The organism is Lentzea sp., assembly GCF_036380075.1.
Taxonomy (GTDB): domain Bacteria; phylum Actinomycetota; class Actinomycetes; order Mycobacteriales; family Pseudonocardiaceae; genus Lentzea.
The window spans coordinates 1-24,219 of the sequence record NZ_DASVFL010000012.1; the positions used below are offsets into that span (position 1 = coordinate 1).

General features: G+C 71.9%; 25 protein-coding genes. 16 read left to right on the forward strand and 9 right to left on the reverse strand.

All coding sequences use genetic code 11. The features are described from left to right. Positions 1–198: 198 nt before the first annotated feature. Entirely contained in the window at positions 199–1,314 is a 1,116-nt protein-coding gene (locus VF330_RS01045; protein ID WP_330849544.1) for an FAD-dependent monooxygenase, read from the reverse strand. Between the two features lie 105 nt (positions 1,315–1,419). Between VF330_RS01045 and VF330_RS01050 the strand changes: the two genes are divergently transcribed. Further along, on the forward strand, positions 1,420–2,337 hold the full coding sequence (locus VF330_RS01050; RefSeq protein ID WP_330849545.1) for a LysR family transcriptional regulator: 918 nt from the start codon (positions 1,420–1,422) through the stop codon (positions 2,335–2,337). Positions 2,338–2,356: 19 nt separating this feature from the next. Here VF330_RS01050 and VF330_RS01055 read toward each other — a convergent pair whose 3' ends face one another. Both VF330_RS01055 and VF330_RS01060 read right to left on the reverse strand, forming a co-directional pair. Further along, the gene (locus tag VF330_RS01055; protein ID WP_330849546.1) at positions 2,357–3,445 is read right to left on the reverse strand and encodes a hypothetical protein; all 1,089 of its coding nucleotides are present in this window, start codon (positions 3,443–3,445) and stop codon (positions 2,357–2,359) included. A gap of 411 nt (positions 3,446–3,856) precedes the next feature. Then, complete coding sequence (locus VF330_RS01060) at positions 3,857–4,858, reverse strand: pentapeptide repeat-containing protein (RefSeq protein ID WP_330849547.1); 1,002 nt, start codon at positions 4,856–4,858, stop codon at positions 3,857–3,859. Between the two features lie 193 nt (positions 4,859–5,051). Between VF330_RS01060 and VF330_RS01065 the strand changes: the two genes are divergently transcribed. The 7 genes from VF330_RS01065 to VF330_RS01095 all read left to right on the forward strand — a co-directional run bounded on the left by VF330_RS01065 (position 5,052) and on the right by VF330_RS01095 (position 10,848). Further along, a complete protein-coding gene (locus VF330_RS01065) occupies positions 5,052–5,408 on the forward strand; it encodes a YciI family protein (protein ID WP_330849548.1) in 357 nt (118 codons plus the stop codon). Then, the gene (locus VF330_RS01070; protein ID WP_330849549.1) at positions 5,405–6,637 is read left to right on the forward strand and encodes an RNA polymerase sigma factor; all 1,233 of its coding nucleotides are present in this window, start codon (positions 5,405–5,407) and stop codon (positions 6,635–6,637) included. The genes VF330_RS01065 and VF330_RS01070 overlap by 4 nt, the downstream gene beginning before the upstream one ends. 182 nt (positions 6,638–6,819) lie before the next feature. Next, complete coding sequence (locus VF330_RS01075) at positions 6,820–7,674, forward strand: aldo/keto reductase (RefSeq protein ID WP_330849573.1); 855 nt, start codon at positions 6,820–6,822, stop codon at positions 7,672–7,674. A 35-nt stretch (positions 7,675–7,709) separates the two neighbouring features. Beyond that, positions 7,710–8,537: an alpha/beta hydrolase gene (locus VF330_RS01080; RefSeq protein WP_330849550.1), complete on the forward strand. Its 828-nt coding sequence runs from the start codon at positions 7,710–7,712 to the stop codon at positions 8,535–8,537. A 105-nt stretch (positions 8,538–8,642) separates the two neighbouring features. Then, positions 8,643–9,545 carry a hypothetical protein gene (locus tag VF330_RS01085; RefSeq protein ID WP_330849551.1) on the forward strand — a complete coding sequence of 301 codons (903 nt, stop codon included), beginning with the start codon at positions 8,643–8,645 and terminating at the stop codon, positions 9,543–9,545. Then, entirely contained in the window at positions 9,542–10,027 is a 486-nt protein-coding gene (locus VF330_RS01090; RefSeq protein WP_330849552.1) for a DUF6301 family protein, read from the forward strand. Before VF330_RS01085 ends, VF330_RS01090 begins: the two co-directional genes overlap by 4 nt. Then, on the forward strand, positions 10,024–10,848 hold the full coding sequence (locus VF330_RS01095) for a TY-Chap domain-containing protein (RefSeq protein ID WP_330849553.1): 825 nt from the start codon (positions 10,024–10,026) through the stop codon (positions 10,846–10,848). Before VF330_RS01090 ends, VF330_RS01095 begins: the two co-directional genes overlap by 4 nt. Before the next feature lie 3 nt (positions 10,849–10,851). On the opposite strand, the gene VF330_RS01100 is transcribed toward VF330_RS01095, so the two are convergent. Beyond that, positions 10,852–11,292 carry a hypothetical protein gene (locus VF330_RS01100; protein ID WP_330849554.1) on the reverse strand — a complete coding sequence of 147 codons (441 nt, stop codon included), beginning with the start codon at positions 11,290–11,292 and terminating at the stop codon, positions 10,852–10,854. 133 nt (positions 11,293–11,425) lie between these two features. Between VF330_RS01100 and VF330_RS01105 the strand changes: the two genes are divergently transcribed. Together VF330_RS01105 and VF330_RS01110 are read left to right on the forward strand one after the other, a co-directional pair. Then, on the forward strand, positions 11,426–12,229 hold the full coding sequence (locus VF330_RS01105) for an SDR family oxidoreductase (protein ID WP_330849555.1): 804 nt from the start codon (positions 11,426–11,428) through the stop codon (positions 12,227–12,229). Between the two features lie 65 nt (positions 12,230–12,294). Then, positions 12,295–13,176 (forward strand): helix-turn-helix transcriptional regulator, encoded by an 882-nt coding sequence (locus tag VF330_RS01110; protein ID WP_330849556.1) that lies wholly within the window; start codon positions 12,295–12,297, stop codon positions 13,174–13,176. Here the strand turns inward: VF330_RS01110 and VF330_RS01115 are convergent. Continuing rightward, complete coding sequence (locus tag VF330_RS01115) at positions 13,137–13,655, reverse strand: VanZ family protein (RefSeq protein WP_330849557.1); 519 nt, start codon at positions 13,653–13,655, stop codon at positions 13,137–13,139. The two genes, VF330_RS01110 and VF330_RS01115, sit on opposite strands and share 40 nt — an antisense overlap. 57 nt (positions 13,656–13,712) lie before the next feature. Here VF330_RS01115 and VF330_RS01120 point away from each other — a divergent pair, with 57 nt between their 5' ends. The 3 genes from VF330_RS01120 to VF330_RS01130 all read left to right on the forward strand — a co-directional run bounded on the left by VF330_RS01120 (position 13,713) and on the right by VF330_RS01130 (position 17,565). Further along, on the forward strand, positions 13,713–15,020 hold the full coding sequence (locus VF330_RS01120) for a hypothetical protein (RefSeq protein WP_330849558.1): 1,308 nt from the start codon (positions 13,713–13,715) through the stop codon (positions 15,018–15,020). A gap of 123 nt (positions 15,021–15,143) precedes the next feature. Next, positions 15,144–17,174, forward strand: coding sequence for an ATP-binding protein (locus VF330_RS01125; RefSeq protein WP_330849559.1), 2,031 nt, complete (start codon positions 15,144–15,146; stop codon positions 17,172–17,174). 79 nt (positions 17,175–17,253) lie between these two features. After that, positions 17,254–17,565 (forward strand): hypothetical protein, encoded by a 312-nt coding sequence (locus VF330_RS01130; protein ID WP_330849560.1) that lies wholly within the window; start codon positions 17,254–17,256, stop codon positions 17,563–17,565. A 48-nt stretch (positions 17,566–17,613) separates the two neighbouring features. Here the strand turns inward: VF330_RS01130 and VF330_RS01135 are convergent, their stop codons facing one another. Further along, positions 17,614–18,909, reverse strand: a complete 1,296-nt coding sequence (locus VF330_RS01135; protein WP_330849561.1) for an alpha/beta hydrolase — start codon at positions 18,907–18,909, stop codon at positions 17,614–17,616. Positions 18,910–19,103: 194 nt separating this feature from the next. On the opposite strand from VF330_RS01135, the gene VF330_RS01140 reads away from it, so the two are divergent. The 3 genes from VF330_RS01140 to VF330_RS01150 all read left to right on the forward strand — a co-directional run bounded on the left by VF330_RS01140 (position 19,104) and on the right by VF330_RS01150 (position 21,525). Further along, the gene (locus VF330_RS01140) at positions 19,104–20,015 is read left to right on the forward strand and encodes a hypothetical protein (RefSeq protein ID WP_330849562.1); all 912 of its coding nucleotides are present in this window, start codon (positions 19,104–19,106) and stop codon (positions 20,013–20,015) included. A gap of 167 nt (positions 20,016–20,182) precedes the next feature. Further along, positions 20,183–20,770, forward strand: a complete 588-nt coding sequence (locus VF330_RS01145; protein WP_330849563.1) for a papain-like cysteine protease family protein — start codon at positions 20,183–20,185, stop codon at positions 20,768–20,770. Between the two features lie 8 nt (positions 20,771–20,778). After that, positions 20,779–21,525 carry a hypothetical protein gene (locus tag VF330_RS01150; protein ID WP_330849564.1) on the forward strand — a complete coding sequence of 249 codons (747 nt, stop codon included), beginning with the start codon at positions 20,779–20,781 and terminating at the stop codon, positions 21,523–21,525. A 44-nt stretch (positions 21,526–21,569) separates the two neighbouring features. On the opposite strand, the gene VF330_RS01155 is transcribed toward VF330_RS01150, so the two are convergent. The 3 genes from VF330_RS01155 to VF330_RS01165 all read right to left on the reverse strand — a co-directional run bounded on the left by VF330_RS01155 (position 21,570) and on the right by VF330_RS01165 (position 24,205). Beyond that, positions 21,570–22,790: an RNA polymerase sigma factor gene (locus VF330_RS01155; protein WP_330849565.1), complete on the reverse strand. Its 1,221-nt coding sequence runs from the start codon at positions 22,788–22,790 to the stop codon at positions 21,570–21,572. Between the two features lie 14 nt (positions 22,791–22,804). Next, the gene (locus VF330_RS01160; RefSeq protein WP_330849566.1) at positions 22,805–23,194 is read right to left on the reverse strand and encodes a YciI family protein; all 390 of its coding nucleotides are present in this window, start codon (positions 23,192–23,194) and stop codon (positions 22,805–22,807) included. A 117-nt stretch (positions 23,195–23,311) separates the two neighbouring features. Further along, positions 23,312–24,205: a hypothetical protein gene (locus tag VF330_RS01165; protein ID WP_330849567.1), complete on the reverse strand. Its 894-nt coding sequence runs from the start codon at positions 24,203–24,205 to the stop codon at positions 23,312–23,314. Positions 24,206–24,219: the final 14 nt, after the last annotated feature.

Sequence of the window (24,219 nt, forward strand, 5' to 3'; positions counted from 1 at the left end):
AGCCGGTGAGGCAGCGCGTCGACCAGGGTGTCCGCCAGGTCCGGCAACACCCCGCGCTGGTCGCGGCCGGTGTGGCCGCGATCGCGTTGCTGCTGTGGAACCTGCGCCGCGGGCGCTGACCACCCGAGGGGCTCGCTGACAGTCGCGCGGCGGGGATGACCGTGGACGGTGTCCAAGACCCGTTCACGGTCCCCGGTGTCATGCCGGCACCCGGTTCCGCTCGGCGTCCCTGGGCGTGATCATCCAGTGGCTGAACGCGGCGTAGTGGCGTGCGAACTCCTGCGGCGTGGGGGAGTGCTCGACCGCGGCGGACAGCTCCGCGGCGCGGGCGTACCGAGGGATCCGGTCGGCCTCGTAGGCGGCCAGCGCACCCGCCACGTCGGCGGCGGTGCCGAGCAGGTGACCGAGCAGGGCGGCGTCCTCGATGCCCAGCGTCGCGCCGGCGGTGATGTGCGGTGACATCGCGTGCGCCGCGTCCCCCGCCAGCGCGACCCGTGCGGAGACCCAGTGCGGCAATGGCGGCACGAGCATGACCTGGTTGTGCAGGATCAGCTCCTCCAGTGTCGCACCGATCAGCCGGGCCAGCACCCCGTCCGGTTCCTCTTCCAGGTGGATGGCGCGTTCCAGCGCCTGCTGCTTGCGCGTGCCGGTCAGCGGCGGTGACTTGAACTGGTTCACCAGCCAGTAGACGCTCCCGTCGTGCGTGAGCACGTGGCCGCCGCGGCACCCGTCGGTGCCCAGGATGACGCGGTTGCCGGGCACCGCGATGCCGTCGGCGGGAACGACCGCGCGCCAGGCCTGGTGGCCGTGGTGTTCCTGCGCCCGGGTTTCCGGTACCAGTTGTGCCCGCACCGCCGAGTACGCGCCGTCCGCGCCGACGAGCACGTCCGCTTCCTCGGTGCTGCCGTCGCTCAACCGGACCGTGACGCCGCCGGCGTGCTCCTCGTACTCGTGGAAGCCGGTGCCGAGCCGGATGTTCTGGTGCCCCACCCGGCCGGCGAGCAGATCGGTCAGCTTCGCGCGGTGCACCAGGAGGTACCGGTGGTCCGCCGCGTCGAACTCCGGGGTCTCGAGGAGTTTCCCGGCGGGGTCGTGGAAGTGCATCTCGCTGGGTTTGCCGATGGCGCGCACCTGCTCGCCGATGCCGAGCGCGTCGAACACCGCCAGCGCGTTGGCCCAGAGCCCCAGCCCGGTTCCGGCCGCGCGGATCTCCGGGGCCTGTTCGCAGACCACCACCTCCACTCCGGCCCGGCGCAGGGCGATGCCCGTGGTCAGTCCCACGATGCCGCCACCGATCACCACAGCTCGCGTCATGTCCTTGCCCTCCAACGATTTCCACTTGCCTTCGACGGTAGGAGCGGCGGTCGATTAACTCCAGTGCAACCCCGGCAAGGGACAATTCCGGATGTGATAATCGGTGTGGACTACATCGATCTGAACCTGATCGAGGCGCTGGACGCGTTGCTCGCCGAGAACAGCGTCACCAAGGCCGCGGCCCGTCTGCACACCTCTGCCCCCGCCATGAGCCGGGCCCTGGGGCGGCTGCGGCGGACCTTCGACGACCCGCTGCTCGTGCGAGCCGGACGCGATCTCGTTCCCACGCCCCGCGCGCTGGAACTGCGCGGCGAGGTGCACGCGATCGCCAGCAGGGCCCGCGCGCTGTTCGCGCCCTCCGCGACCGCCGACCCGCGGACCGCGGTGCGCGTGTTCGACCTCCAGGTCACCGACATGCTGTCCACGACTTTCCTCCCGCGGCTCCTCGACGACCTGCGCGAGCAGGCCCCCGGCATCTCGCTGCGGCTGCGGCCGGAGAACCTCGAGGACACCCCCGCCCTGCGCGAGGGCCTGGTGGACCTGGAGATCGGCAGCATCCGCCCCGGCGACACCGAGGTCCACTCCGAGTCGCTCGTCACCGAGACACTGATCGGCGTGGTGCGGCCGGACCACCCGCTCGCGAAGGCGAGGAAGGTGACGCCGCGGCGGTTCGCCGACGCCGACCACGTCGTCGTGTCGCGGCGCGGCCGTGCACACGGCCCGATCGACGAGCAGCTCGCGGAGCTGGGACTGAGCCGGCGCGTGGCGGCCGTGGTGCCCACGTTCGCCAGCGCGTTGTTCCTCGCCTCCGAGACCGACGTCGTCTGCATCGCGCCCGCCGGGCTGGCGCGGCGCATGCTGGACGCGCTCGGGCTGCGCACGTTCCCGATCCCGGTGGAGCTGCCGTCCGTGACCGTCGGCATGGCCTGGCACCCGCGCAACCACCACGACCGCACGCACCAGCTGCTGCGCGAGCGGACCCGTCAGATCATGGCCGCCGTTGCCGGGAACGTGAGTCGATGACCTTCCAGCCGGCCGTGCGCTACCGCGGCCGCACGGCCGAGGCCGGGACGAACCCGCACGACTTCTTCCACACCTCGACGAGGTACCACTCGCCACCGGCCAGCGAGCCTCTGACCGTCAGGTCGTGGTCGCCGGCTTCGAGCGAGGTGCCCGCCGCGCCGATCCTGACCTTCCGCGCATCCGCGGCCGGTCGCTCCAGCGGAACCGCCGACTCGTCGACGGAGGGCGGGCGCTCCCGTGGAACCGGCGTGATCACCGCCGGTTCGGTGCATGCTTCGAAGACGAAGCCGTCGCAGAACTCGTAGTGCTTGAGCTCGAACCTGCCGTCGCGTAATGCGTAAATGGAGTACAAAGGCTCCCGGCTCACGGAGAGGTCACTGAAAATGATCTCCTTCGTACCGTCTTCCGCCGGACGCACCCGCGCTGTCGAGGTGCCCAGCAGTTCGAGCACCGCCTCGTACTGGCCTGGCGACACGGTGCGGTAGACGGACGACGTGCACCCTCCGGACCCGCAGAACTCCGCGGTCTCGTTGACGACGAAGAATTCCATCAGTCCGTCGTTGTCCAGATCGTCGACGCGAGTGATGTTCAGCTTGACCTCGCTGACGGGCAGGTCGACCGACTTCACCTCCTTGGTCATCCACTCGAGGAACTGAGCGCGTTGCTGCTCCGGGCTGCGTTTCTCGGCGTCCAGTTGACGTACGAGGGCCGTGCCCACCACAGCGCCGACGACCAGAGTCAGTGCGCACCACAGGGCGGTGAGCTGGCGTCGGTGGCGCACATGTCTGCGCCACAGCGCTTCGAACCCCACGCCGAGCACCACGGCAGCGACCTTGACCAGTTCGCGGCGGGTGAGCTTCCGATCACCCCGCACGTCCAGCCACAGCGGGTCCTCGACGTGGTCCAGCGCGGGTGGCAGCTCCGGTTCGGCGGACCGGTCCTCACCCGTGGCGACGATGACGAGGCGCTTCGGGTCGTGTCCGGCGAGGAAGTGTTCGACCTCGAGGTTCACGTAACGCGATCGCGCGGATGCCGGCGAGGCCGGCAGGACCATCGCGGGAGCCTCGTCGATGGCGGTGCGCAGGCGTTCGGCGAGTGGACCAGACACCTCCATCTCGTCGTCATCGCGGAAGACCGGACGCAGGCGCCGACCAGGCGGTCCTTGGGGATCGGCTGTTCGCCGCACGCGGCGCGGCACCACGAACCTCTCCAGCCGGCGGTGGAGCGCGACCGCCCGTGGCCGGTCCGACCACGAATACGACAGAAAAGCCCAGAAACGCACATGTACTCCTGTTCACGGAATCGGCCTCTGGCGGCAGCCGATTTCGTCACCGACTGGAATTGCATTCGTGTCGGCTGTTGTCGCGGGCAGGATGCGATGTTGCGCAAACACAATAGTTCGCTGTGCTCGTTTTTGTCTCTGGCGTGGTTCGGCGTGGAATTGATGCCGGAACAATGCGACTACCGTTCGTCCCAGGGAGAGGCGAACGACTCGTCCCAGTCGTCCTCCGCCGTCCGCTCACCGGGCGGCTTCGCGGTGGTTCCGAGGCCGCAGAGGCGCTTCGGTCCGGACGACGCCCCGCGGCTCGAACCCCTCCGGCCAGACCGTGGCGTCGTCGGCCACGGCTCCGGTGAGATCCGCGTGCGCGAGGTCCGCGCCGGTCAGGTCCGCCCCTCGCAGGTCCGCCTGGTTCAGGCGGCTGTGGTCGAGGTGCGCCTGCCGGAGGTCCGCCTTCGACAGGTCGGTGGCGCGCAGGTCGGTGTTGCTCGCGAAGGCGCCGGTGAGCACGGCGTCCCGCAGGTCGGCCTGGCGCAGGGTGGCGTCGACGAGCACGGCCTCGCGGAGGGTGACTCCGGACAGGTCCGCCTTCGACAGGTCGGCGCCGAACAGGACGGCGCCGTCGAGGTTCGCGAAGTGCAGGTCGACCTCGGCGAGGTTTGCGAACCGGAGGCGCACGTCGTGGAGCTGGGCCCGGTCGACGGTGAGCGTGCTGCCGGTCGGGTTCCGCCGTCCCAGGACGAGGAGTGCGACGTTGACGTCGATCTCGCGGGTGTCCGTGGTGGCGCGGTTCTTCACGAACAGGCACAGCACCTCCTCGACGGCCTGCCGGTCGCTCCTGGAGGTGCGGGCGATGCGTTCGAGCGCGTAGATCCCGCCGAGGCGGACGTCGAGGCTCGGGTCGCCGAGGTGGGTGATGGCGCTCGCGAACGCGCCGGTGACCTGCCCTGCGCGGTTCACCTGCAGTTGCCGCCAGGTCAGGACGGCGCCGACCACGACGACGAGTCCCCCGATCGCCTGGAGCAGGCCGGTGCGGATGTCATTGACCGCCTTGGCGCGGTCTCCGACCGGGGCGCCGGCGAGGTCCCAGTCGAGGAGGAGCCGGGGGAGGAGCAGGACGGACGCCAGGACCAGCGCCACGCCGACGACGGCGCCACCACGGGGCCACGGTGACGCGGACGGCTGCTCCAACCGACGCGGATGCCCTGGCAGCGGGGCGAACCGGTCCTCGAACCTCGCCATGACACCTCCGGTGCGGCACCCGGTCCGAACGGCAGCTGACCCCACATCACAGCACTGCCGGCGTCGGCCTGACCACCCTCCTGGCGTGCTCGGGAGAACGGATACGGCGCGGCTGTCGATCTGGCGCCCGCCGGGTTCGTCGTCAAGGATGAAGGCCACCCGCGGAGGGGCCCGCACCCGAAGGGCTGGAGCCATGGCGAAGTACATGATCCTCATCTACGGCGACGCCGAGCAGTGGGACGCGATGACCGCCGAGCAGTGGGACGCGCACAACGCCGGTCACGGGGCGTTCGTGGGCAAAGCCGGTGCCCGCGTCCTCGACGGCCGGCAGCTCGAGACGGCTCCCACAGCGACCTCGCTGCGCGCGGACGCGCACGGCCAGGTTCACGTCACCGACGGCCCGTTCCTGGAGACCAAGGAAGGGCTCGGCGGCTACTACCTGGTCGAGGCGGCCGACCTGGACGAAGTGCTGGAGCTGGCGAGGCTGTTGCCGGAGCTGAACTACACGCACAGCGGCCTGGAGATCCGGCCCGTGGTCGAGCGCGAGTGAGCGACGAGGTCGTCGCGGCGGTGGCGCAGGCCCACCGCCGCGACTGGGCGAAGGTGCTCAGCAGCACCGTCGCGCTGACCCGGGACCTCGACCTGGCCGAGGAGTGCGCTCAGGACGCGTTCGCGCAAGCGCTGGAGACGTGGGGCGAGAGGGGCGTCCCCGACCGGCCGGGCGCCTGGCTGACCACGACCGCCCGCAACCGGGCCCTCGACGTGCTGCGCCGGGAGTCGGTGTTCCGCCGCCGGATGCCCCTGCTGGTCGCGGACGAGACCGCGCCGGCGCCCGAGGAAGCCCTCGACGACGACCGGCTCCGGCTGATCTTCACGTGCACCCACCCCGCGCTGTCACCGGACGCGAGGGCGGCGCTGACGCTGCGCCTGGTCTGCGGCCTGTCCACGCCCGAGGTGGCCAGGGCGTTCCTGGTGCCGCCCGCCACCATGGCGGCCCGCATCACCAGGGCCAAGAAGAAGATCGCCGCGGCGCGCATCCCGTACCGGGTGCCGGGACCTGACCAGCTCGGGGAACGGGTCGGCGCCGTCCTGGAGGTCGTCCACCTCATCTTCACCACCGGTCACACCGCACCGCTCGGCGCCGACCTGGTACGCCGCGACCTGACCGGCAGCGCGATCCGCCTGGGCCGCCTGCTGCACCTGCTCATGCCGACCGATGCGGAGACCGGCGCCCTGCTCGCGCTGATGCTGCTGATCGCGGCACGCCAGGACACGCGGACGACCGCCTCCGGGCGCTTGGCGCTGCTGTCCGAACAGGACCGCTCGCGCTGGGACCGTCAGCTCATCGCCGAGGGCCAGTCGTTGCTGACCGAAGCCCTGCTGTGGCGGCCGCCGACCCGATACGCCCTGCAGGCCGCGATCGCCGCCCTGCACGCGGAGGCGCCGAGCTGGGACGACACCGACTGGACGGAGGTCGTCGACCTCTACGACCTGCTGCTCCGGCGGTGGCCGTCCCCGGTGGTCGAGCTCAACCGGGCCGTCGCGGTCGGCATGCGCGACGGGCCGCGGGCCGGACTCGACGCGCTGACGCCGTTGCTGGCCGAACCCGCGCTGGCCACCTACGGCTACCTCAGCGCCGCGCGTGCCGACTTCCTGCGACGGCTGGAAAACTGGCCGCAGGCCGCGACTGCCTACGAGGAGGCGCTGACCCTCACCGGCAACGACGTCGAACGCGCGTTCCTCGCCGAACGGCTGGTGGAGGTCTCGCGCCGCCGGTGACCGAAGCCAGCCGAAAGGCCATCTCCACGTGTAGGCGTAGGCATGTTCTGCCGATGCAACCCGTCGCCCGCGACAGCACGATGTCGGCGGGAGCGAGTTCTGCTAGGGTCGCTTATGTAAACGCAAACGTATACATAAGGAGGCGGCGGGTGAAGGACCTGGTTCTCAACAACGGCGTCGTCATGCCGGCGCTCGGCCTGGGGGTCTTCCAGAGTCCGCCCGAGCAGACCGCGGCGGCGGTCGAGGAGGCGCTGCGCGTCGGGTACCGGCACGTCGACACCGCCGCGGTCTACGGGAACGAGAAGGAGGTCGGCGAGGGCATCCGCCGCTCCGGGGTGCCCCGGGAGGAGATCTTCGTCGAGACGAAGGTCTGGCCGTCCGACTTCGGGTACGACGAGACCCTCCACGCGTTCGAGAAGAGCGCCCGCAAGCTGGGGGTGGAACAGATCGACCTGCTCCTGCTGCACCAGCCGGCGCCGCACCGGTTCGCGCGGACCGTCGACGCCTACCGGGCGCTCGAGACGCTGCTCGCGGACGGGATGGTCCGCGCTGTCGGGGTCAGCAACTTCACCGCGGCCCACCTGCGGCGGCTCGGCGAGGAGACGTCGGTGGTGCCCGCCGTCAACCAGGTCGAGCTGCACCCGTACTTCGCCGACCGCGAGACGCAGCAGGCCGACGCCGAGCTGGGGATCGTCACGCAGGCCTGGTCGCCGATCGGGGGCATCACCTTCTACCCCGGCTGGGGCGAGCAGCGCCGCAACGTCATGGAGGACCCCGCCCTCGTCGCCCTGGCCCGCGAGGTGGGCAGGTCGCCGGCCCAGGTCATGCTGAGGTGGCACCTCCAGCAGGGGCGTTCGGCGATCCCGAAGTCCACCGACCCCGGCCGTATCGCCGAGAACTTCGACGTCTTCGGCTTCGAGCTCGACGAACGGCAGCTCGCCCTGGTCGACGGGCTCGACACGGGCCGCCGCACCGGACCGGACCCGGACCGGTCGTCGCCGTCGCTGAACCTCGACTTGCCCATTCCCGAGCGGTGAACGAGCGTTCCCGGCAAGAGGAGAAGAGGAGAACCATGGGGTACATCACCGTCGGCCAGGAGAACTCGACGCCGATCGAGCTCTACTACGAGGACCACGGCGCGGGACAGGCCGTCGTGCTGATCCACGGCTACCCGCTCGACGGCAGCTCGTGGGAACGCCAGACGCGCGAGCTGCTGGACCTCGGCTACCGCGTCGTCACCTACGACCGCCGCGGCTTCGGCCGGTCCAGCAAGGTCACCACCGGCTACGACTACGACACCTTCGCGGCGGACCTCAACGTCATCCTCGAGACGCTGGACCTGCGGGACGTGGTCCTGGTCGGCTTCTCGATGGGCACCGGCGAGCTCGGCCGCTACACGAGGCTGTACGGGGCCGACCGCGTCGCCAAGTACGCGTTCCTCGCCTCGGTCGAGCCCGGGATGCTCGGGCAGGGCGTGCCGCAGTCGCAGTTCGACGGCATCGCCGCCACGGCCAAGGCCGACCGCTTCGCCTGGTTCACGAAGTTCTACCAGGACTTCTACAACCTCGACGACAACCTGGGCTCGCGCATCAGCCAGGAGGCCGTCACGGCGAGCTGGAACACCGCGGCCGGGAGCGCCCCGGTCGCCGCCTACGCCGTGGTGCCGTCCTGGATCGAGGACTTCACCGGCGACGTCGCCGCCGTGCAGGCCTCCGGCAAGCCCGCGCTCATCGCGCACGGCACCGCCGACAACATCCTGCCGATCGACGCCACCGGTCGCCCGTTCCACGCCGCGTTCCCCGAGGCGGAGTACGTCGAGATCGACGGCGCCCCGCACGGCATGCTGTGGACGCACGCCGAAGAGGTCAACGCGGTCCTGCTGCCCTTCATCCAGAAGTAGGCGGGCGCCGGGGGTGCCGGTGACGGCACCCCCGGCCACGCGCGGGGAAGGTCACGACACGGGGACTCCGCGAACACCCCGGACACCGGCTGCCACAATGGAGCAATGGCACTGGGTTACCTCTTCGCCGTGCTGGCGACCCTGGCGTCGGGCAGCGGGTCGATCCTGGAGTCCATAGGTGTCCGGCGTGCGGGCGCGTACGGCGGACGGTCTCACGATCTCATCGCTCTGCGGCGTCAGTGGCTGTACTTCCTCGGCCTCGGCGTGAACTTCCTGGGGTTCATCTGCGCCTCCGCGGCACTGCACCGGCTGCCGTTGTTCCTCGTCCAGTCGATGCTCGCCTTCAGCGTGGGCGTGACCGCTTTGATCAGTGCCCTGCTGGGAGCCCACCTGCGCGCGCAGGTGTGGGTCGCGCTGCTCGTCGGCGCGACCGGTCTGGTCCTGCTGGGAGTGTCGGCGGAGCCAGGCCCCGCTCATTCCCTGCCACCGCAGTGGCGGTGGCTCCTCGTGGCCACGGCGGTTCCGGTGGCGGCGATCGCCTTCTACGCGCGCCGCCACAACCACGTCTGGGCGACGGTGGCGCTGGCGTTCGGCTCCGGGGTCTCCTACAGCGTCGTCGGCATCTCGGCGCGGACGCTCGACCTGCCGGACGCCGCGTGGCGACTCGTCCTGGAGCCGGCGGCCTGGTCGATCGTCCTCAACGGGTGTGTCGCGGCGGCGCTGTTCGCGATGGCGTTGCAGAAGGGCGGGCCGACCGGCGTCACCGCGGTCATGTTCACCACCAACACGGCGCTGTCGTCGTTCGTCGGGCTGGTCTACCTCGACGACCGCGTCCGCGACGGGTTCGTGACCGCCGCGGGCATCGGGTTCGGCCTGGCGATCGCCGGAGCGGTCGCGGTCGCCCACTACTCGGCCGACTCCCGGCAGAAGAAGCCCGCGCCGGCCGCCGCCGACGAGGAGCGGGTGGACCACCGCGTGCCGGAGGAGCACGAAGCGGTCAAGAAGTGAGCTGGAAGGCGATGCCTCCCGGCGACGCGTGCGACCTGGTGGAGTTCTGGGAGGCGGAGTCGTGGCCGCTCACGCGTGACCAGGTGCGGCAGCGGGCCGTCGAGTGGTTCGGGTGGACCGTCGAGGTCGAGAAGGGCAAGTCCTACCTCATGAACACGGTCTCCGGGTTCACCGTCCCGGACGTGTCGACCATCGGCGCCGGGGACGACCTGTCGTACATCTCGTTCCGCATCTCCGACACGATCCGCGAGGTCACCTCGGCGTCGAGGAGGTTCCTCGGGGACGCCTTCGCCCTGGTGGTGCGCGAGGGGGAGACGCGCTGGGGAGTGCCGGCGATGCGCGACCTCGAGAGGTCTTCGTCCGCGACCTGGGACACGGCCTCCGGCGGCAGGATCTCGTTCAGGGGCTCCGCGAAGAGCGTCAGCGCGATGTTCGAGACCCCTCAGGGCGTCGAGCTCGACCGGAGGGCCGGACACCTGTGAACGACGACCGGACACCGGGGCGGTTCGTCCGCTACCACGGCGTCGACCACCGGCTGCGGGAGTCGTTCGGGAAGTGGTGGATCGAGGCGGACCACGCGGTCGACGAGTCGTTCGCCCCGCAGGGCCGCCGCCGCTTCGTCCGGCCGATCACGCACGACGACGTGCTGGACTGCTTCGACGTCGCCCGTCCCGGCACCTACCGCGGCCTGTCCGTCGAGCTCAACGGCAGGCCCACGGCGCACGGCCACTGGGTGACCGGGCACGGCCCCGAGGCCCAGGCGCAGGGGTTCCGGCGGGACGGCAACCGCGGACCGCTGCAGAAGCTGGTCGCCCTCGACGACCCCGAGCTGGAGTTCACCACCACGGTGACGCCGGTCCCGATGCCGTGGAAGATCGCGTACGACTGGGCGCAGTTCACCGAACGGCTCACGGACGCGTTGCGCGACGTGACCGACCACGTCTACCTCATCATCCACGCGGCGCAGGAGCCGAGGCGGTACGTGCAGTTCGCCGGCGCCCCCGACCGGCTCTACGCGGAGGCGCCGGGCACGGACGTCGTGGCGGACGCCGACGAGTTCCAGCTGAGCAGGTTCGAGTGGGCCGCGCCGGACGCCGGGCAACCCAACTGGTCGTGGTCGCTGCGGCGCCCCGCGCTCACGGAGGAGTTCGCCCGGCTGGCGGACCGCTGCGTCGTGGCGCTCCGCCAGGCCTACGGCATCGTCAGCCCCGACGAGCTCCGGTACCGGGCGTGGCAGGACCCGGAGGGAGCCCCGTCCGTCCCGGTGGAGTTCCCCGGACTCGGGTTCGGCCGCTCCACGTAGTCCCTAGTGGATGACGGCCCACGTCCGGGTGGCGGGGTCGATCAGCACCGGGAGCTGCTGCTCACCGTCGTAGCGGTGGCACCAGTGGCCCACCTCGAACCCTCCGTCGGGCACCGGGATCCACATCGTCAGCCGGTGCGAGGTGCTCTCGCCGTCGTCGTGCGCCTCGCTGTCGAGGACGTCGGCGAGCACCGTCTTGCCCGTGGCGCGCAACGCGGTGGTGTCCTTCGCGTTCTCCGTCGCCGAGGACCAGATCGCCATCAGGACGAACACGCCCACCAGGATGCCCAGCTCGCACAACGCGACGCCCCACCACGGCTGGTCCGACAGGGCGACCGCAACCGCGCCCGCCACGGCGCCGGCGATCGAGACCCCGGCGAGCACGCGCTGGACCACGGCCGAGCCGCGGCTGGTGAGGACGACTTCGGTGGGCCTCGTGGTCACGCCCCGATCCTAGGCAGTCCACGCCGCTTCGAAGGAGGTCTTTGCGGTACCTGCAACGCCAGGGACTCCCCGGACGTCCGTCACGCCTGTGCACTGTCGGCACACGCTTCCACGACCGAAGGAACGAACACCCATGGCGGACAGCCGGCTCACCACCCACGCAGGCCTCTTCGACCTGAGCGGGAAGCACGCACTCGTCACCGGCGGCACGAAGGGGATCGGGGTGATGATCGCCCGCGGCCTCCTGCAGGCGGGTGCGCGCGTCATCATCAGCTCCCGCGACGCGGACGCGTGCGCGGAGGCCCAGCGCGCGCTGTCCGAGTTCGGCGACGTCCGGGCTGTCCCCGCCGACCTGTCCCGGCACGACGAGTGCCGGCGCCTCGCCGCCCTCGTCGAGGCCGACTTCGAACGCCTGGACGTCCTCGTCAACAACGCGGGGGCGATGTGGCGCGAGCCGCTGGAGACGTTCCCGGACGAGGCCTGGGACTCGGTGCTCGACCTCAACCTCAAGGCGCCGTTCTGGCTGGTGCGGGCACTGCTCCCGGCACTGCGCAGGGCGGGCACCGCCGACGACCCCGCGCGGGTCGTCAACATCGGCAGCATCGCCGCCATCCACGTCGCCGCGTCGCCCAACTACTCCTACGCCGCCAGCAAAGCGGCTCTGCACCAGCTCACCAGGGTGCTCGCCAGGGAGCTGGGACCGCAGCACGTCGCGGTGAACGCGGTGGCGCCGGGACCGTTCCCGTCGCAGATGATGGCGTCCACGCTCGACGCTCTCGGCGACGCGATCGCGGCGAAGGCCCCGCTGCGCCGACTCGGCCGCGACGACGACATGGCGGGCACGGCGGTGTTCCTCGCCAGCCGGGCCGGGGCCTACCTCACGGGTGCGGTCATCCCGGTGGACGGCGGCATCGCGACGACCGCGTCGGGCACGTAGACCCTACCGGCCGGGGGCACCGGCAGTGCCTCCCTCCGTTCGCGGCCAGGGCCTACGGTGAAGCGGTGGCCACGACCGATCCGCGCACCGAGATCAAGGAGTTCCTGCGCTCCCGCCGCGCGCGGCTGACGCCCGAACGGGCCGGACTGCCCGCCTACGGCGGCAACCGCCGGGTCAAGGGTCTGCGGCGCGAAGAGGTGGCGCTGCTGGCGGGGGTGTCGGTGGACTACTACGTCCGCATGGAGCGCGGCAGCCTCGCCGGCGCCTCCGACGGTGTGCTCGATGCGCTGGCCTCGGCCCTGCAGCTCGACGAGGCCGAGCGCGAGCACCTGTTCCACCTCGCGCGCCAGTCCGGCGGCCGGCGCCGCCGGCGACCCGCCGTGACGGTGCGTCCGGCGTTGCAGCAGGTGCTCGACGCCCTCGCCGGCGCGCCGGCGTGGATCTGCAACGGCCGCTACGACGTGCTGCGCGCGAACCACCTGGCTCGCGCGCTGTTCGCACCGGTGCTGGCCGACGCGCGCCGGCCCGCGAACACCGCGCGGTTCGTGTACCTGGATCCGCGGGCCGCCGAGGAGTTCTTCGTCGACTACGACCGGATCGCTTGGGAGGTGGCCGCGAAGCTGCGCATGGAAGCCGGCCGCGACCCGCACGACGAGGAGCTGATCGCCCTGGTCGGTGAGCTGTCGACCCGCAGTGAGCTGTTCCGGCGGCGGTGGGCGTCCCAGGACGTCCGGCAGCACCGGTCAGGGCGCAAGCGCCTGCACCACCCGGTGGTGGGCCGGCTCGACCTGGACGTCGAGTCGATGGAGCTGAGCACCGATCCCGGTCTGCACCTCACCGTCTACACCGCCGCCACCGGCACGGCGGCCGCGGACGGCCTGGCCCTGCTGGCGTCATGGGCGGCCAGTCAGGACACGGCCCCGCGACGGTCGCGCAACGTCACGTAGCCGCCTGCGAGAACAGCCGCGACCACGGCTCCGGCGCTGTTGTTGAGAAGGTCCTGCGTCTCGCACAGTCCGCGTCCGACGAGCGGTTGCAGGACCTCGATCAGCGCGCTCGACGCCACCGCCGAGACCAGCACCGCGAGCGGCCGGCGCGTCGCGAGCACCGCGCACCACACCGGCGGCACGAACAGCAGCGCGTTGAACAGCTCCGACACCCCGTTCACCGAGAACCCGTTGAGGGCGCAGAACCGCGTGCCGACCAACGCCCAGCTCGGCTGCGACCGCGAGAACGTCAGGGCGAGCACGAGACCGAGGAAGATCCCGGCGAAGACGGAGGGAACCGGCCGCCACCCGAACCGCCGGGCCGCGAACCACGCGCCCGAACCCAGCACCACCGCTCCGGTCACCACGCCGATCGCGGTCAGCGGATCCGAGAACACGAAGACGACGGCGTCCAGCGCCCACCGCACCTGGTCCAGCACAGCTCAGACCCCCAACGGAAGCCGGGAGCCTACCGCCGCGGCACTAACCTGGTGCCGGTGGGCGATGCGTGGCAGGACTTCCGCCGAGAGGTGTTCGGAGATCCGTACCTGGTGTGGCACGAGGGTGCGGACCTCGACGCACTGGTCACGAGGCACCAGCGGGAACCGGAGCTCGTGGAGGCGGTGCTCCGCGCCGGAGTCCGCGGCGGCGACCACGTCGCGGTCGAGTCGCTGGGCGCCCTGGCCCGGTCGCACCGCGCGCCGTCGGACGCGGCCGGCCTGCTGCGGTCCGTTCTCCCGTCAGCGGCCGGCGTGTTCCGCGTGCGTGTCGCGCAGGTGCTGTGCGAGCTGACCGGCACCGACGACCCCGTGTCCGAGGTGGCCGCGGTGCTGGAGGGCTTCGGGCACTGGGGCGACCGGATCGCCGCGGCCATGGCGCTCCCGCTGCTTCCTCTCACCCCGCGGTCCCTGGCCGCGCTGCACCGCGGCGTGCTGGACCAGGAGTCGCTGGTGCGGCACCACAGTGCGAACGGCTTGCTGGCGCTGGCGGGCCGCAAGCGCGACATCGCGGACACCAGGGACTTCGCGCGGGTGACCGGCGAGGATCCGGTGGCGAGGCGCGCCGTCGCGGACGAGCTGCTGGGTGCCCTGGCCACTCGAACCGCCGGGGTCTACGGCGACCGGGGGAGCTTCGCCGTGGAGCTCGGGCCTGCCGACTTCTTCGTGCCGCACCACCGAGCCGCGCGGGTGTTCCTGGGAGGTGTCCGGCTGCGCGGTCCGGAGCGGCCGCACGTGCCGGCGCTGCGGAACCTCGGTGTGTACACCAGTCCTCTCACCTATCCGAACCTGCGCGCCACACTGGAACACCTGGGCTTCGTCGACCTGCCCGAGTTTGTGTCGTTGGACGGGCAGTGTGCGTCCACAGTGGACTCGGTGGTCGCGGCGCTCGACTTCGACCTGGACGTGTCGCGTTGGTGTGCAAAGGGTATCTTGATCGGAGATCGGTCGCTCTTCGCACTGGAAATCGGCCCGGCTGACCCGGATGGGTCACTGCGCACCTGCACGGTGTGGCTGGACGGCGCCATCGTCACGCCGTTCGACAACACGGCGTACGTGCCGCAGTTCGTGAACTCGCTCCGCGTGGACGTCGCCCGGTACCGGGCAGGGCGGTTGCCGCACTTCGCGCACTGGGGTCCCACCACCGACGACCTGGCTGCGGAGTGGGGACCGGACGGCGCTGTCGAGTACCGGTTGCGGTCACGGATCGACGGCGTCGATGACCGCGAGGGATCGGTGCGGCTGAGCGTCGACGAGGTCGTCGCCGTTCTGGAGGAGGCGATCGGTGTCCTGACAGCCGGGAGGTGATCTCCGCTCGTGATGTCCGAACCGGAACAGGCCGACGATCGGGAGATCGCTGACGTTCGCAACACGGCGAGTGGTGTTGCAGGGGCAGTGGTGCAGGCGGGAACGGTGCACGGTGGAGTTCACGTGCACTCGGTGGCGCCGGCGCCCGTGGTGCCACGCCAGCTGCCTGCCGCACCGGGAACGTTCGCCGGGCGGGCGGTGGAGCTCGCCGGACTGGACCGAGCGCTGACTCCCGCGACGCCGGGCACGACGGTGCTGGTCTCGGCGATCGGCGGGGCGGGCGGGATCGGCAAGACCTGGCTGGCGCTGGCGTGGGCACATCGCCACCTGGACCGGTTCCCCGACGGGCAGTTGTTCGTGGACCTGCACGGGTTCAGCCCCGCGCAGGAGCCGATGGCCTCTCCGGTGGCGGTGCGCGGCTTCCTCGACGCCCTCGGGGTCGAGCCCGGCCGGATCCCGGCCGACCTGGACGCGCAGGCCGCGCTGTTCCGCAGCCTCGTCGCGGGCCGCCGGATGCTGGTCGTGCTGGACAACGCCTCCACCGCCGACCAGGTCGTCCCGCTGCTGCCCGGCAGCCCGACCTGCACCGTGCTGGTCACCAGCCGCCACCGGCTCGCCTCTCTCATCGATCGGCACGGCGCCAGGCACCTGCCCGTGGACGTGCTGACCGGCGACGAGGCGCACGCTCTGCTTTCCGCACGGCTGGGAGCGGACCGCGTCGACGCCGAACCCGGCGCCGTCGCCGAGCTGGTCGCCCTGTGCGCGGGCCATCCGCTGGCCCTGTCCATCACCGCCCGCGCCGCGGCCACCGGCTCTGACCGCCCGCTCGCGGAGGTCGCCGCCGAGCTGCGCGAACTGGGCCTGGAGATGCTCGACCACGACACCGACCCGGCCGCCAGCCTGCCCGCTGTCCTCTCGTGGTCCGTGCGCCTGCTCACCGACCGGCACCGGACCGTGTTCGCACTGCTCGGCATCGCTCCCGGCCCCGACACCACCCCGGCCGCGGTGGCCGCCCTGTGCGGTCTGACTCCGGCCGAGACGCGCAAAGCGTTGGCAGCGCTGGAAGAAGCGTCGCTGATCGAACGCCGGCCGCACGGGCGGTACGCGATGCACGACCTGGTGCGCGCCTACGCCACCACGACAGCCCGTGACCTGCCCGACGACGTACGGGAAGCGGCTTTGGTGCGGGTGATGGACTTCCACGTGCACACCGCGCACGCCGCCGACCGCTTGCTGAACCCTCATCGCGAACTCGTCCGGCCACGGCTGACCGTGAACGGCGTCGGCCCGCACCCGCTGGCCGATGCCGCAGCCGCGGCAGCCTGGTTCCAGGCCGAGCACGCCACCCTGCTGGCCACCCAGCGTGCCGCCTCCACCCTCGGCGGCCACGCCGCCGTGTGGCACCTCGCCTGGGCCCTGGACACCTACCACCGCAGACGGGGGCATCGGCACGATGCGCTCACCACGTGGCGACTGGCGCTGGCGGCGAGCACCCACCTGCCCGCCCCCGCCATCCGCGTCCGCACGCACCGGAACCTCGGTCACGCGCACGCCCTGCTGGGCCGGCACGAGGAGGCGATCGAGAACCTGGACAGGGCTCTCGAACTGGCCGGCTGCCACCACGACCGCACCCAGCAGGCCTACACCAACCAAGCGCTCGGGGTCGCGTGGACGGCGCAGGGGGACCACCGGCGAGCCCTCGACCACGCCCGACGCGCCCTCGACCTCTACCGGGCCCTCGGCCTGGGCGTTCTGGAAGCCGACGCACTGAGCCAGGTGGGATGGTGCTCCGCGCGCCTGGGTGACTTCGGTCAGGCCCGCGGCCACTGCCAGGCCGCCCTCGAGCTGTTCCGCCTGCACGACGACCCGGCAGGTGAGGCAGCCGTCCTCGACAGCCTCGGACTCATCGCCCACCGCACCGGCGACCACCGGCAGGCGGTCGACCACTACCGCCAAGCCCTCGGGCTCTTCCGCTCCCTCGGCCACACCTACGGGATCGCGAACGTCCTCGACACGGTCGGTCATCCGCATGCCGCACTGGGACAGCTCGACCTCGCGCGCGAAACGTGGCGGAAGGCTCTGGAGCTGTACCGGGAACAGGGCCGTGACAGCGACGCCGAACGTGTGCGACGGCAGCTCGATGACCTCGGCTGACGCCGCCGGTCCGGGTAGGTCGCCCGTCTGGGCGCGGCGTGGGACGATCGGTCGCGTGGTCGATCCGGAGGATCCTGGTGTGGCTGCCGCGGAAGCGGGCCGGCGTGCCGGTGAACGCGCGGAGGACGCGCGCCGGTCGAAGCAACGGCTGGAGCGGAGAACCGAGGCAGACGACCCGGTCGCGGCGTCAGCCCGGCAGCGCGAGGACGCCGCGCGGGAACGGCTGCGGGAGTCCCTGCTGCGTTCGGCGCGGGCCCACGACCGCGCCGCCGAGCACCACGACGTCGCCGCACAGCAGGGCGGCGCGGCTGAGCCCGAGCACCGGGACAGGTCCGAGACGCACCGGGTGGACGCGGACCTCGACCGGCGGCGTGCGGCTGAGGAGCAGTGACCCGGCGGCCACTCGGCGCGCAGGAGTCGTTGACCCTGGTCACCGCCGTCACCACCGCGAAGGTGCCTCCGCGGCGGTGTAGGGCTTGCCCGGCAAGGCTTCCCCGGTGAGGAACGCGGCCACGGCATCGCCGGTCTCGGCCGGCTTGTCGGCGAGAACGGTGTGCCCGGCGCCGTCGACGGTCAGCATCGTCGCCTTGGGGAACGTGTCGCGGTACTCGCGGGTCACCTCCCACCGCAGGTAGTCGCACTGCGCTCGCAGCACCAGCAGCGGGGTGTCGTTGTGGCGCAAGGCGGGCCGGGGGTCGGCGGCCTTCGCTGCCGACGCGAGAGTGGCGACGTTGACCCAGAGGCTGTAGCCGGCGGTGGCGTCGGCGGGCCGTCGGGGCTTGGCGGCGGCGGGGCAACCGGCGCTCATGTCGAGGCTGTGCACGAACTGCTGGTAGAGCCCGTCCGCGGTGTCGGCGGGCATCAGGGTCCTGGCCGCGCGCAGACCGCCCGCCTGCGCCAGGAAGTACGTCGCCGCGAAGCGGGTGTGCTCCGCGAACCGGCTGGCCTGGTCGCTGTGGCCGCCCGGCGTGAGGCTGCCGTCAGGAAAGGAGTCGGCGGCCATGGCTCCGGGACTCGCGACGACCGCCTTGGCGACGTTGTCCGGGTGCGCGGCCAGGTAGTGGGCGGTGAGCTGCCCGCCCCAGGACGAGCCGACCAGCACCACCTTCGGAGCCGCCAGCTCCTGCCGGACGGCGTCGAGGTCGGCGACGTGCCGGGCGAGCGTGTACTCCGCCGGGTCGAGCCGGCTCGACTGGCCCGCACCGACCTGCTGGTAGGCGTAGACGGCGAACCCGGCGGCCGCGAGGCGCCGGGCGAACTCGTCGTTCGCGCCGGTCGGGGCTCCCGGGCCGCCGTGCACGAGCAGCACCGGTTCGGGGTGCGTGACCTTCCCGGCGGTGCGGACGTAGGCGACGCGGGAGCCGGTCGGCAGGTCCCAGTACCGCACGGAAGCCGATTCGGGCAGTGGTGTGGAGGTCGCGGGCGCGCCGAACCACGTCCAGGACAGTCCCGCTGCCGGCAGGAGGGACAGCGCGAGGCAGATGCCTTCGGTCAGCCCGCTGCGGCCGCGACGCAACCGGACCGACAACCGTGCCAAGCCGGTCGCGCACGCGAGCGCGACGGCCGCGGCAACGACGTAGGACAGCACCGCGTTTCCGGTCGTCTGCGCTGTCAGGAGCAAGGCGGCGAAGAAGAACACGACGGCGACGATCACCGCCACGACTGCCGTGAACCAGGCGGAGGCGACGCGGAACGGGCCGGGCCGGAACCCGTTCGCCGTGGCAGGAGCGGTCATGGCTTCGACGCTATCGACGCCGGAGTGCTCGCCCATCCACCCGCGGTGCCGCCTGGAGGTGGTCCCGCGGTCGCACGGCCGTAGTACCGCGGGACCACTGCCCGAGCGCTCTTCCCCGGGAACGCGGAGGGCGGATACGGTGGCCGACCGTCGGCTGCCACGCCGGGTGGGGCCGCATCGGAACGGGGGTTCTGATGGCTGTGGACGAACTCGGCGACGCACTGAGGTACGGGCCGTTCCACCGGGCGTTGCGGGTGGCGATCGAGAGAAGAGGACTGTCGTTGTCCCGGCTGCGCGCCCATCTCGCGCGGATGGACCTGGCCGTCGCGGAGTCGACGCTGAGCTACTGGCAACGAGGCCTGCGTCGCCCGGAGGGTCCCCGCGCGTTCGCGTTGATCCGGGGACTGGAGTCCGTGCTGGAGCTCGTCCCGGACTCGCTGACGACCCTCGTGGGACCGCGGGAGAACCCCGGCCGGGTGCCGGCGACGTCGTTCGCGGAACTGTCACCGCTCGGGTCCACCACGACCGAGTTGCTCGCGAGCCTGGTCGAGGACCCCGCCCGGTGCAACGCCGGGCTGGAGGTCGCGCTCATCCAGGAACGGGTCGTGCTCGGAGACCGCGGCCAGCAGCAGGACGTGACCACGCGGATCGTCCTCACCGCCGAACGACCGGGCGTGACCCGCTATCTGGCGATCTACCACGGCGACGACGACTGCGAGATCGCCGGGGCGAGCGTCGTCGCGGGGGACGGGTGCCGGGTCGGCCGGGTGCGCAGGGCCGACCGCTCGATGGTGTTCGAGCTGTTGTTCGACCGCAGTCTCGAGGACGGGGAGACCGCCGTCCTCAGCTACACGGTCAACGACCGCTCGGGCACGCCGTGTCCCGGCTACACGCGGATGTTCCGCGACGTCGCCGGTCCGTACCTGCTCCAGATGGCGATGACCGCGAACGCGCTGCCGAGCAGGTGCTCGCGGGTGCTGGGCAGGCGGGAGCACCAGCCGCCGGTCGAGGCGACCGACCTGATCTGCGACCGCGCGCTGGTCGCCAGCGCGTTCTTCCCCGTCACCCACCGCGGCGTCGCCGGCATCGCCTTGGAGTGGTGCTAGTCCCGTTCCGGAAATGTTCACAGCCGGGCACCTCCACCGCAGGTGTCCGATGTGAACGGTCCCGCCGCCGCTGCGGCGATCTTGTGCGTGTCCTGTCGCGTGGCCATCGTTCGGCTGTGCCCGGAACCCACCGGGAAACGCCTTCGAAGACCACGAAAGGAGGGCCCGTGAGCACCCTGCGTTCACGAGCTCTTGCCGCGGTCGCGGTGGTGGCGGCGGGATGGCTGCTCGTGCAGCCGGTCGCCACCGCAGCACCCGACGTCTCCGCCGCCGGCCGTCTCGCCTTCACGATGCAGGCCCAGGAGCAGACCCAGTGGTGCTGGGCCGCCGCCGGCACCAGCATCGCCCGCTACCACGGCACGTCGGTGACCCAGACCCGGTTCTGCCAGCTCGCCCACGACGAGTCGGGCTCCGGCTGCCGTAACAACCAGGGCGACCTCGGCGAGGTGCGCGAGGCGTTCGCCGACCTCGGGTACTCCTCGCCGGGCAGCTACCTCTCGGGCACGGTCACGTTCGCCTCGATCCGCGACCAGATCGACCGGGAGCAGCCGATCGAGACCCGCATCCTCTGGTCCTCCGGCGGTGGCCACATGCACGCCGTCTACGGCTACGAGGTCGACGGCAACAACGTCCAGTGGGTCAACTGGGGCGACCCGTGGGGGAGCAACACCCGGTACAACCGCTCCACCTACACCAGCTACCGCTCCAACTCCACGTTCCGCTGGACCCACACGCTGACGGGCATCAACCGGTGAGGACGGCCATGACCACTCGCAAACTCGCGGCCGCCGTCACGCTGTCGGCCGCCGTGCTCCTCTCGACGGGACCGTCGGCCTACGCAGACGAGACGGTGTCCGCGGCCGATCTCCAGGCGGCACGGGCGGTCGCCGCCCAGCAGTCCACTGTGGACGCGGTGGCCGACTTCCTCGGCGACCTGGGAGGAAACCGTTCTCCGCGTACCGCCGCTGCCGGTGTGGCGGTCCGGGACGGGGTCGTGCCGGTCTACACGCTGTCCCCGGCGTTCGTCGCGGGCGCCCAGGGCGCGCAGCCTGGTGAGCTCGCCTACCTGGCGGTCCTGGCGTCGGCCGGCGACGGGCAGACCTCGACGATCCAGACCGTCCGCGGCGCGAACGGCCGGTGGGAGGTGGCCAACCTCGCCTCCGGCGACCAGGAGTCGCGGCTGGCCGCACAGCTCCCCGCCGGCGCCACCCTGCTGCACGAACCGCAGGTCAACGCCTGGTACGCGAAGAAGGGCACGCGCCTGACCGTCCTCGACCCCGGCGGCAGCGGCCGCAGGGCGGGGGAGGGGCTGGCGGTCGCCGACTACCAGCGGGCGGTGGCGAAGGCGTACGGCGACAAGCAGAGCGGCTCCGACTACGCCACCCGCGGCCTGGCCGGTGGCTTCGGCCCGCAGACCGACGACTCCGTGCTCCCGCTCCTCGGCCTGGGAGCCCTGGCACTGCTGGGAACGGCGGCTGCCGGCGTGCGGGCGGTGCGGCGCACCAGGTAGTCACCTGCCCCGCGACTCGGGCCAGGTGGTTCCGAGTCGCGGGGTCAGCCGAGGTCCTGGAGCCGGGCGTTGAGGTAGCGCTGCTCGGGCAGGCTCGTCGTCAGCCGGGCCGCCCGGCGGTAGGCGGCGGCCGCTCCCGGCCGGTCGCCGGTCATCTCCAGCAGGTGGGCGTGCACGGCGTGGGTGCGGTGGTGCCGCCGCATCGCCGGGGCGTCCAGCAACGGCCGGAGCAGGGCCAGTCCGTCCTCGGGCCCGAACGCCATCGCGACCGCGACGGCCTGGTTGAGCGTCACGACCGGACTGGGCGCCACGCGCGCGAGCATGGTGTAGAGCAGGCAGATCTGCCGCCAGTCCGTTCCCTCCCACGTCGCGGCTTCCGCGTGCACGGCGGCGACCGCGGCCTGGAGCTGGAACCGGCCGACGTGGCCGCGCGGCAGCACGCGTTCCAGGATCGCGACACCCTCCGCGATCCGCTCGTGGTCCCACCGCGAACGGTCCTGTTCGGACAGTGGCGTCAGGTTGCCGTCGTCGGTGCGCGCGGGTGTGTGGGCGTGGGTGAGCAGCATCAGGGCCAGCGCTCCCGCGACCTCGTCGTGGCCGGGGACCGCCGCGTGCAGCTGCCGGGTCAGCCGGATGGCCTCCTCGGCCAGGGTCGGGTCCACCAGCGCGTCACCGGTGGAGCGGGTGTGCCCCTCGGTGAACAGCAGGTGGCAGACGTCGAGCACGGCGGCGATGCGGGACGGCAGGTCCTCGCCGCCGGGCAGCTCGAACCGCGCGCCCGCCGCCCGCAACGCCGACCGCGCCCTGGTCAGCCGCTGGGTCATCGTGCGTTCCGGCACGAGGTAGGCGGCGGCGATCTGCGCGGTGCCGAGGCCGGCGACGGCGTGCAGCGTCAGCGCGACCTGCGAGGACCGGCTCAGGGCGGGGTGGCAGCACAGCAGGAACAACCGCAGGGTGTCGTCGCCGTCGTCCTGACGGGCGTCGTCGGCGGGCGGCGCGAGGTGCGCGTCGCCGGGCCGTGCCGCGGCCACCGCCTCCTCACGTCCCGCCCGTGCCCCGTCGGAGCGCAGCCGGTCGACCAGCCGCCGGGAGGCGACCCGGACGAGCCAGCCCCGCGGGTTGTCCGGCACGCCGTCCCGCTCCCACTGCCGTGCCGCCGCCTCGGCCGCCTCCTGCGCCGCGTCCTCGCAGTCGCCGAGGTCGCCGTGCCGGCGCAGCAGGGCGGCGAGGACGTGCGGCGACTCCCGCCGCCACACGTCCTCCACCACCCGCGAGTGCACTACTCGCCGCCGCCCGGCCCCATGACGGGCCGCAGCTCGACGGTCTCACCGGGACCGGAGAAGCACGCCGCGATCTCCTCGGCGCGCTCGTGGCTGTCCACGTCGACCAGGAAGAACCCGGCGAGGTGCTCCTTGGCCTCCGAGTACGGCCCGTCGGTGGCCAGCGGCTTGCCGTCGGCCCACCGGTAGAGCCGCGACGACTCCGGCGCCCCCAGCGCCTCGCCGCCGACCAGCTCGCCCTTCTCGCGCAGGTCGCCGAGCATCCGCTCGAACTCGGAGTTCAGCCGCTCCCGCTGCTCGCGCGGCAGGTCCTGGAAGTCGGCCAGGTAGTCGGAGGTCGGGTGCCCCCACGGCTGCGGGTTCGAGTGGATCATGATCACGTACTTCACCCTCGGCTCCTTCGAGTGACGTCGTGGACGAGCCCGGACGGGCCCATCCTCACCCAGGACGTCGGAGCCGGCCGCGCCCCGTCGACATCGTCCGGCAGAACTTTTCCGGCCGTTGTCCTACGAGTAGTCGATGTCCAGTTCGGCGAAGCCCTTGGACTTGAAGAGCGCCTTGCCGTCCTTCTTGAACGGGTTGCCGCAGTCGAGGAACGAGATGCTCGTCAGCCTCGGGCAGTCCAGCAGCGCCTCGATGTTCACGATCTTCTTCGAGTTGAGGACGGACAGCTGGACCAGGCCGGGCAGCTCCGGGAACACCGCGCAGTCGATCTCGGCGCGGATCCCGTTGAGGCGCACCGACTCCAGCGTCGGGATCGCGGTGAGCCGGGCCACCGGGAAGTCGCGTCCGGTGCCACCGATCTCCAGCACGCGCAGCGGCGCCACCAGGTGGCCGACGACGTCGGCGTTCTTCACGTCGACCAGTTCCAGGTGCCGCAGGGTCGGCAGGTCCTCGAGCTGACGCAGCAGCTCGCGGTCGCCGGTGACGTTGGTGTGGAGGAACTCCAGTGGTGGCAACGGGGTGACGATCTGGGGCAGCCGTGGCCTGTCGTAGGAGGTGACCCACATCAGCGCCCGCAGGTTGGGCACGGCGCCGGGGGAGAGCGGGACCGAGGGCACCTGCCCGAAGGCGTTGCCGATCACGAGCGACGTCAGCCTCTCGGACGCCAGGTCCGCCACGAGGGGTGCGGGCAGGGTCAGCGACTCCAGGTTCACCAGGTCCGGCAGGTAGGAGGGCAGCGTCGCGGTGCGCAGCTGGGCCTCCGTCGGGCACAGGGCCAGGCTGTGCACCCGTGCCAGGTCCTCCGGCCGTGGCCGGCCCTTCCACGGGATCCGGACGGCGCCGTCCTCGGTGTAGTGGTCGCACTCGGCGGCGTTGCCGACGCAGAACACCCCGTCACCGAGGAGCGGGCCGAGGTACCGCGCGCGGCTCGTGCCGAAGAGGTCGACGTCCGTCATGCCGGGCATCATCC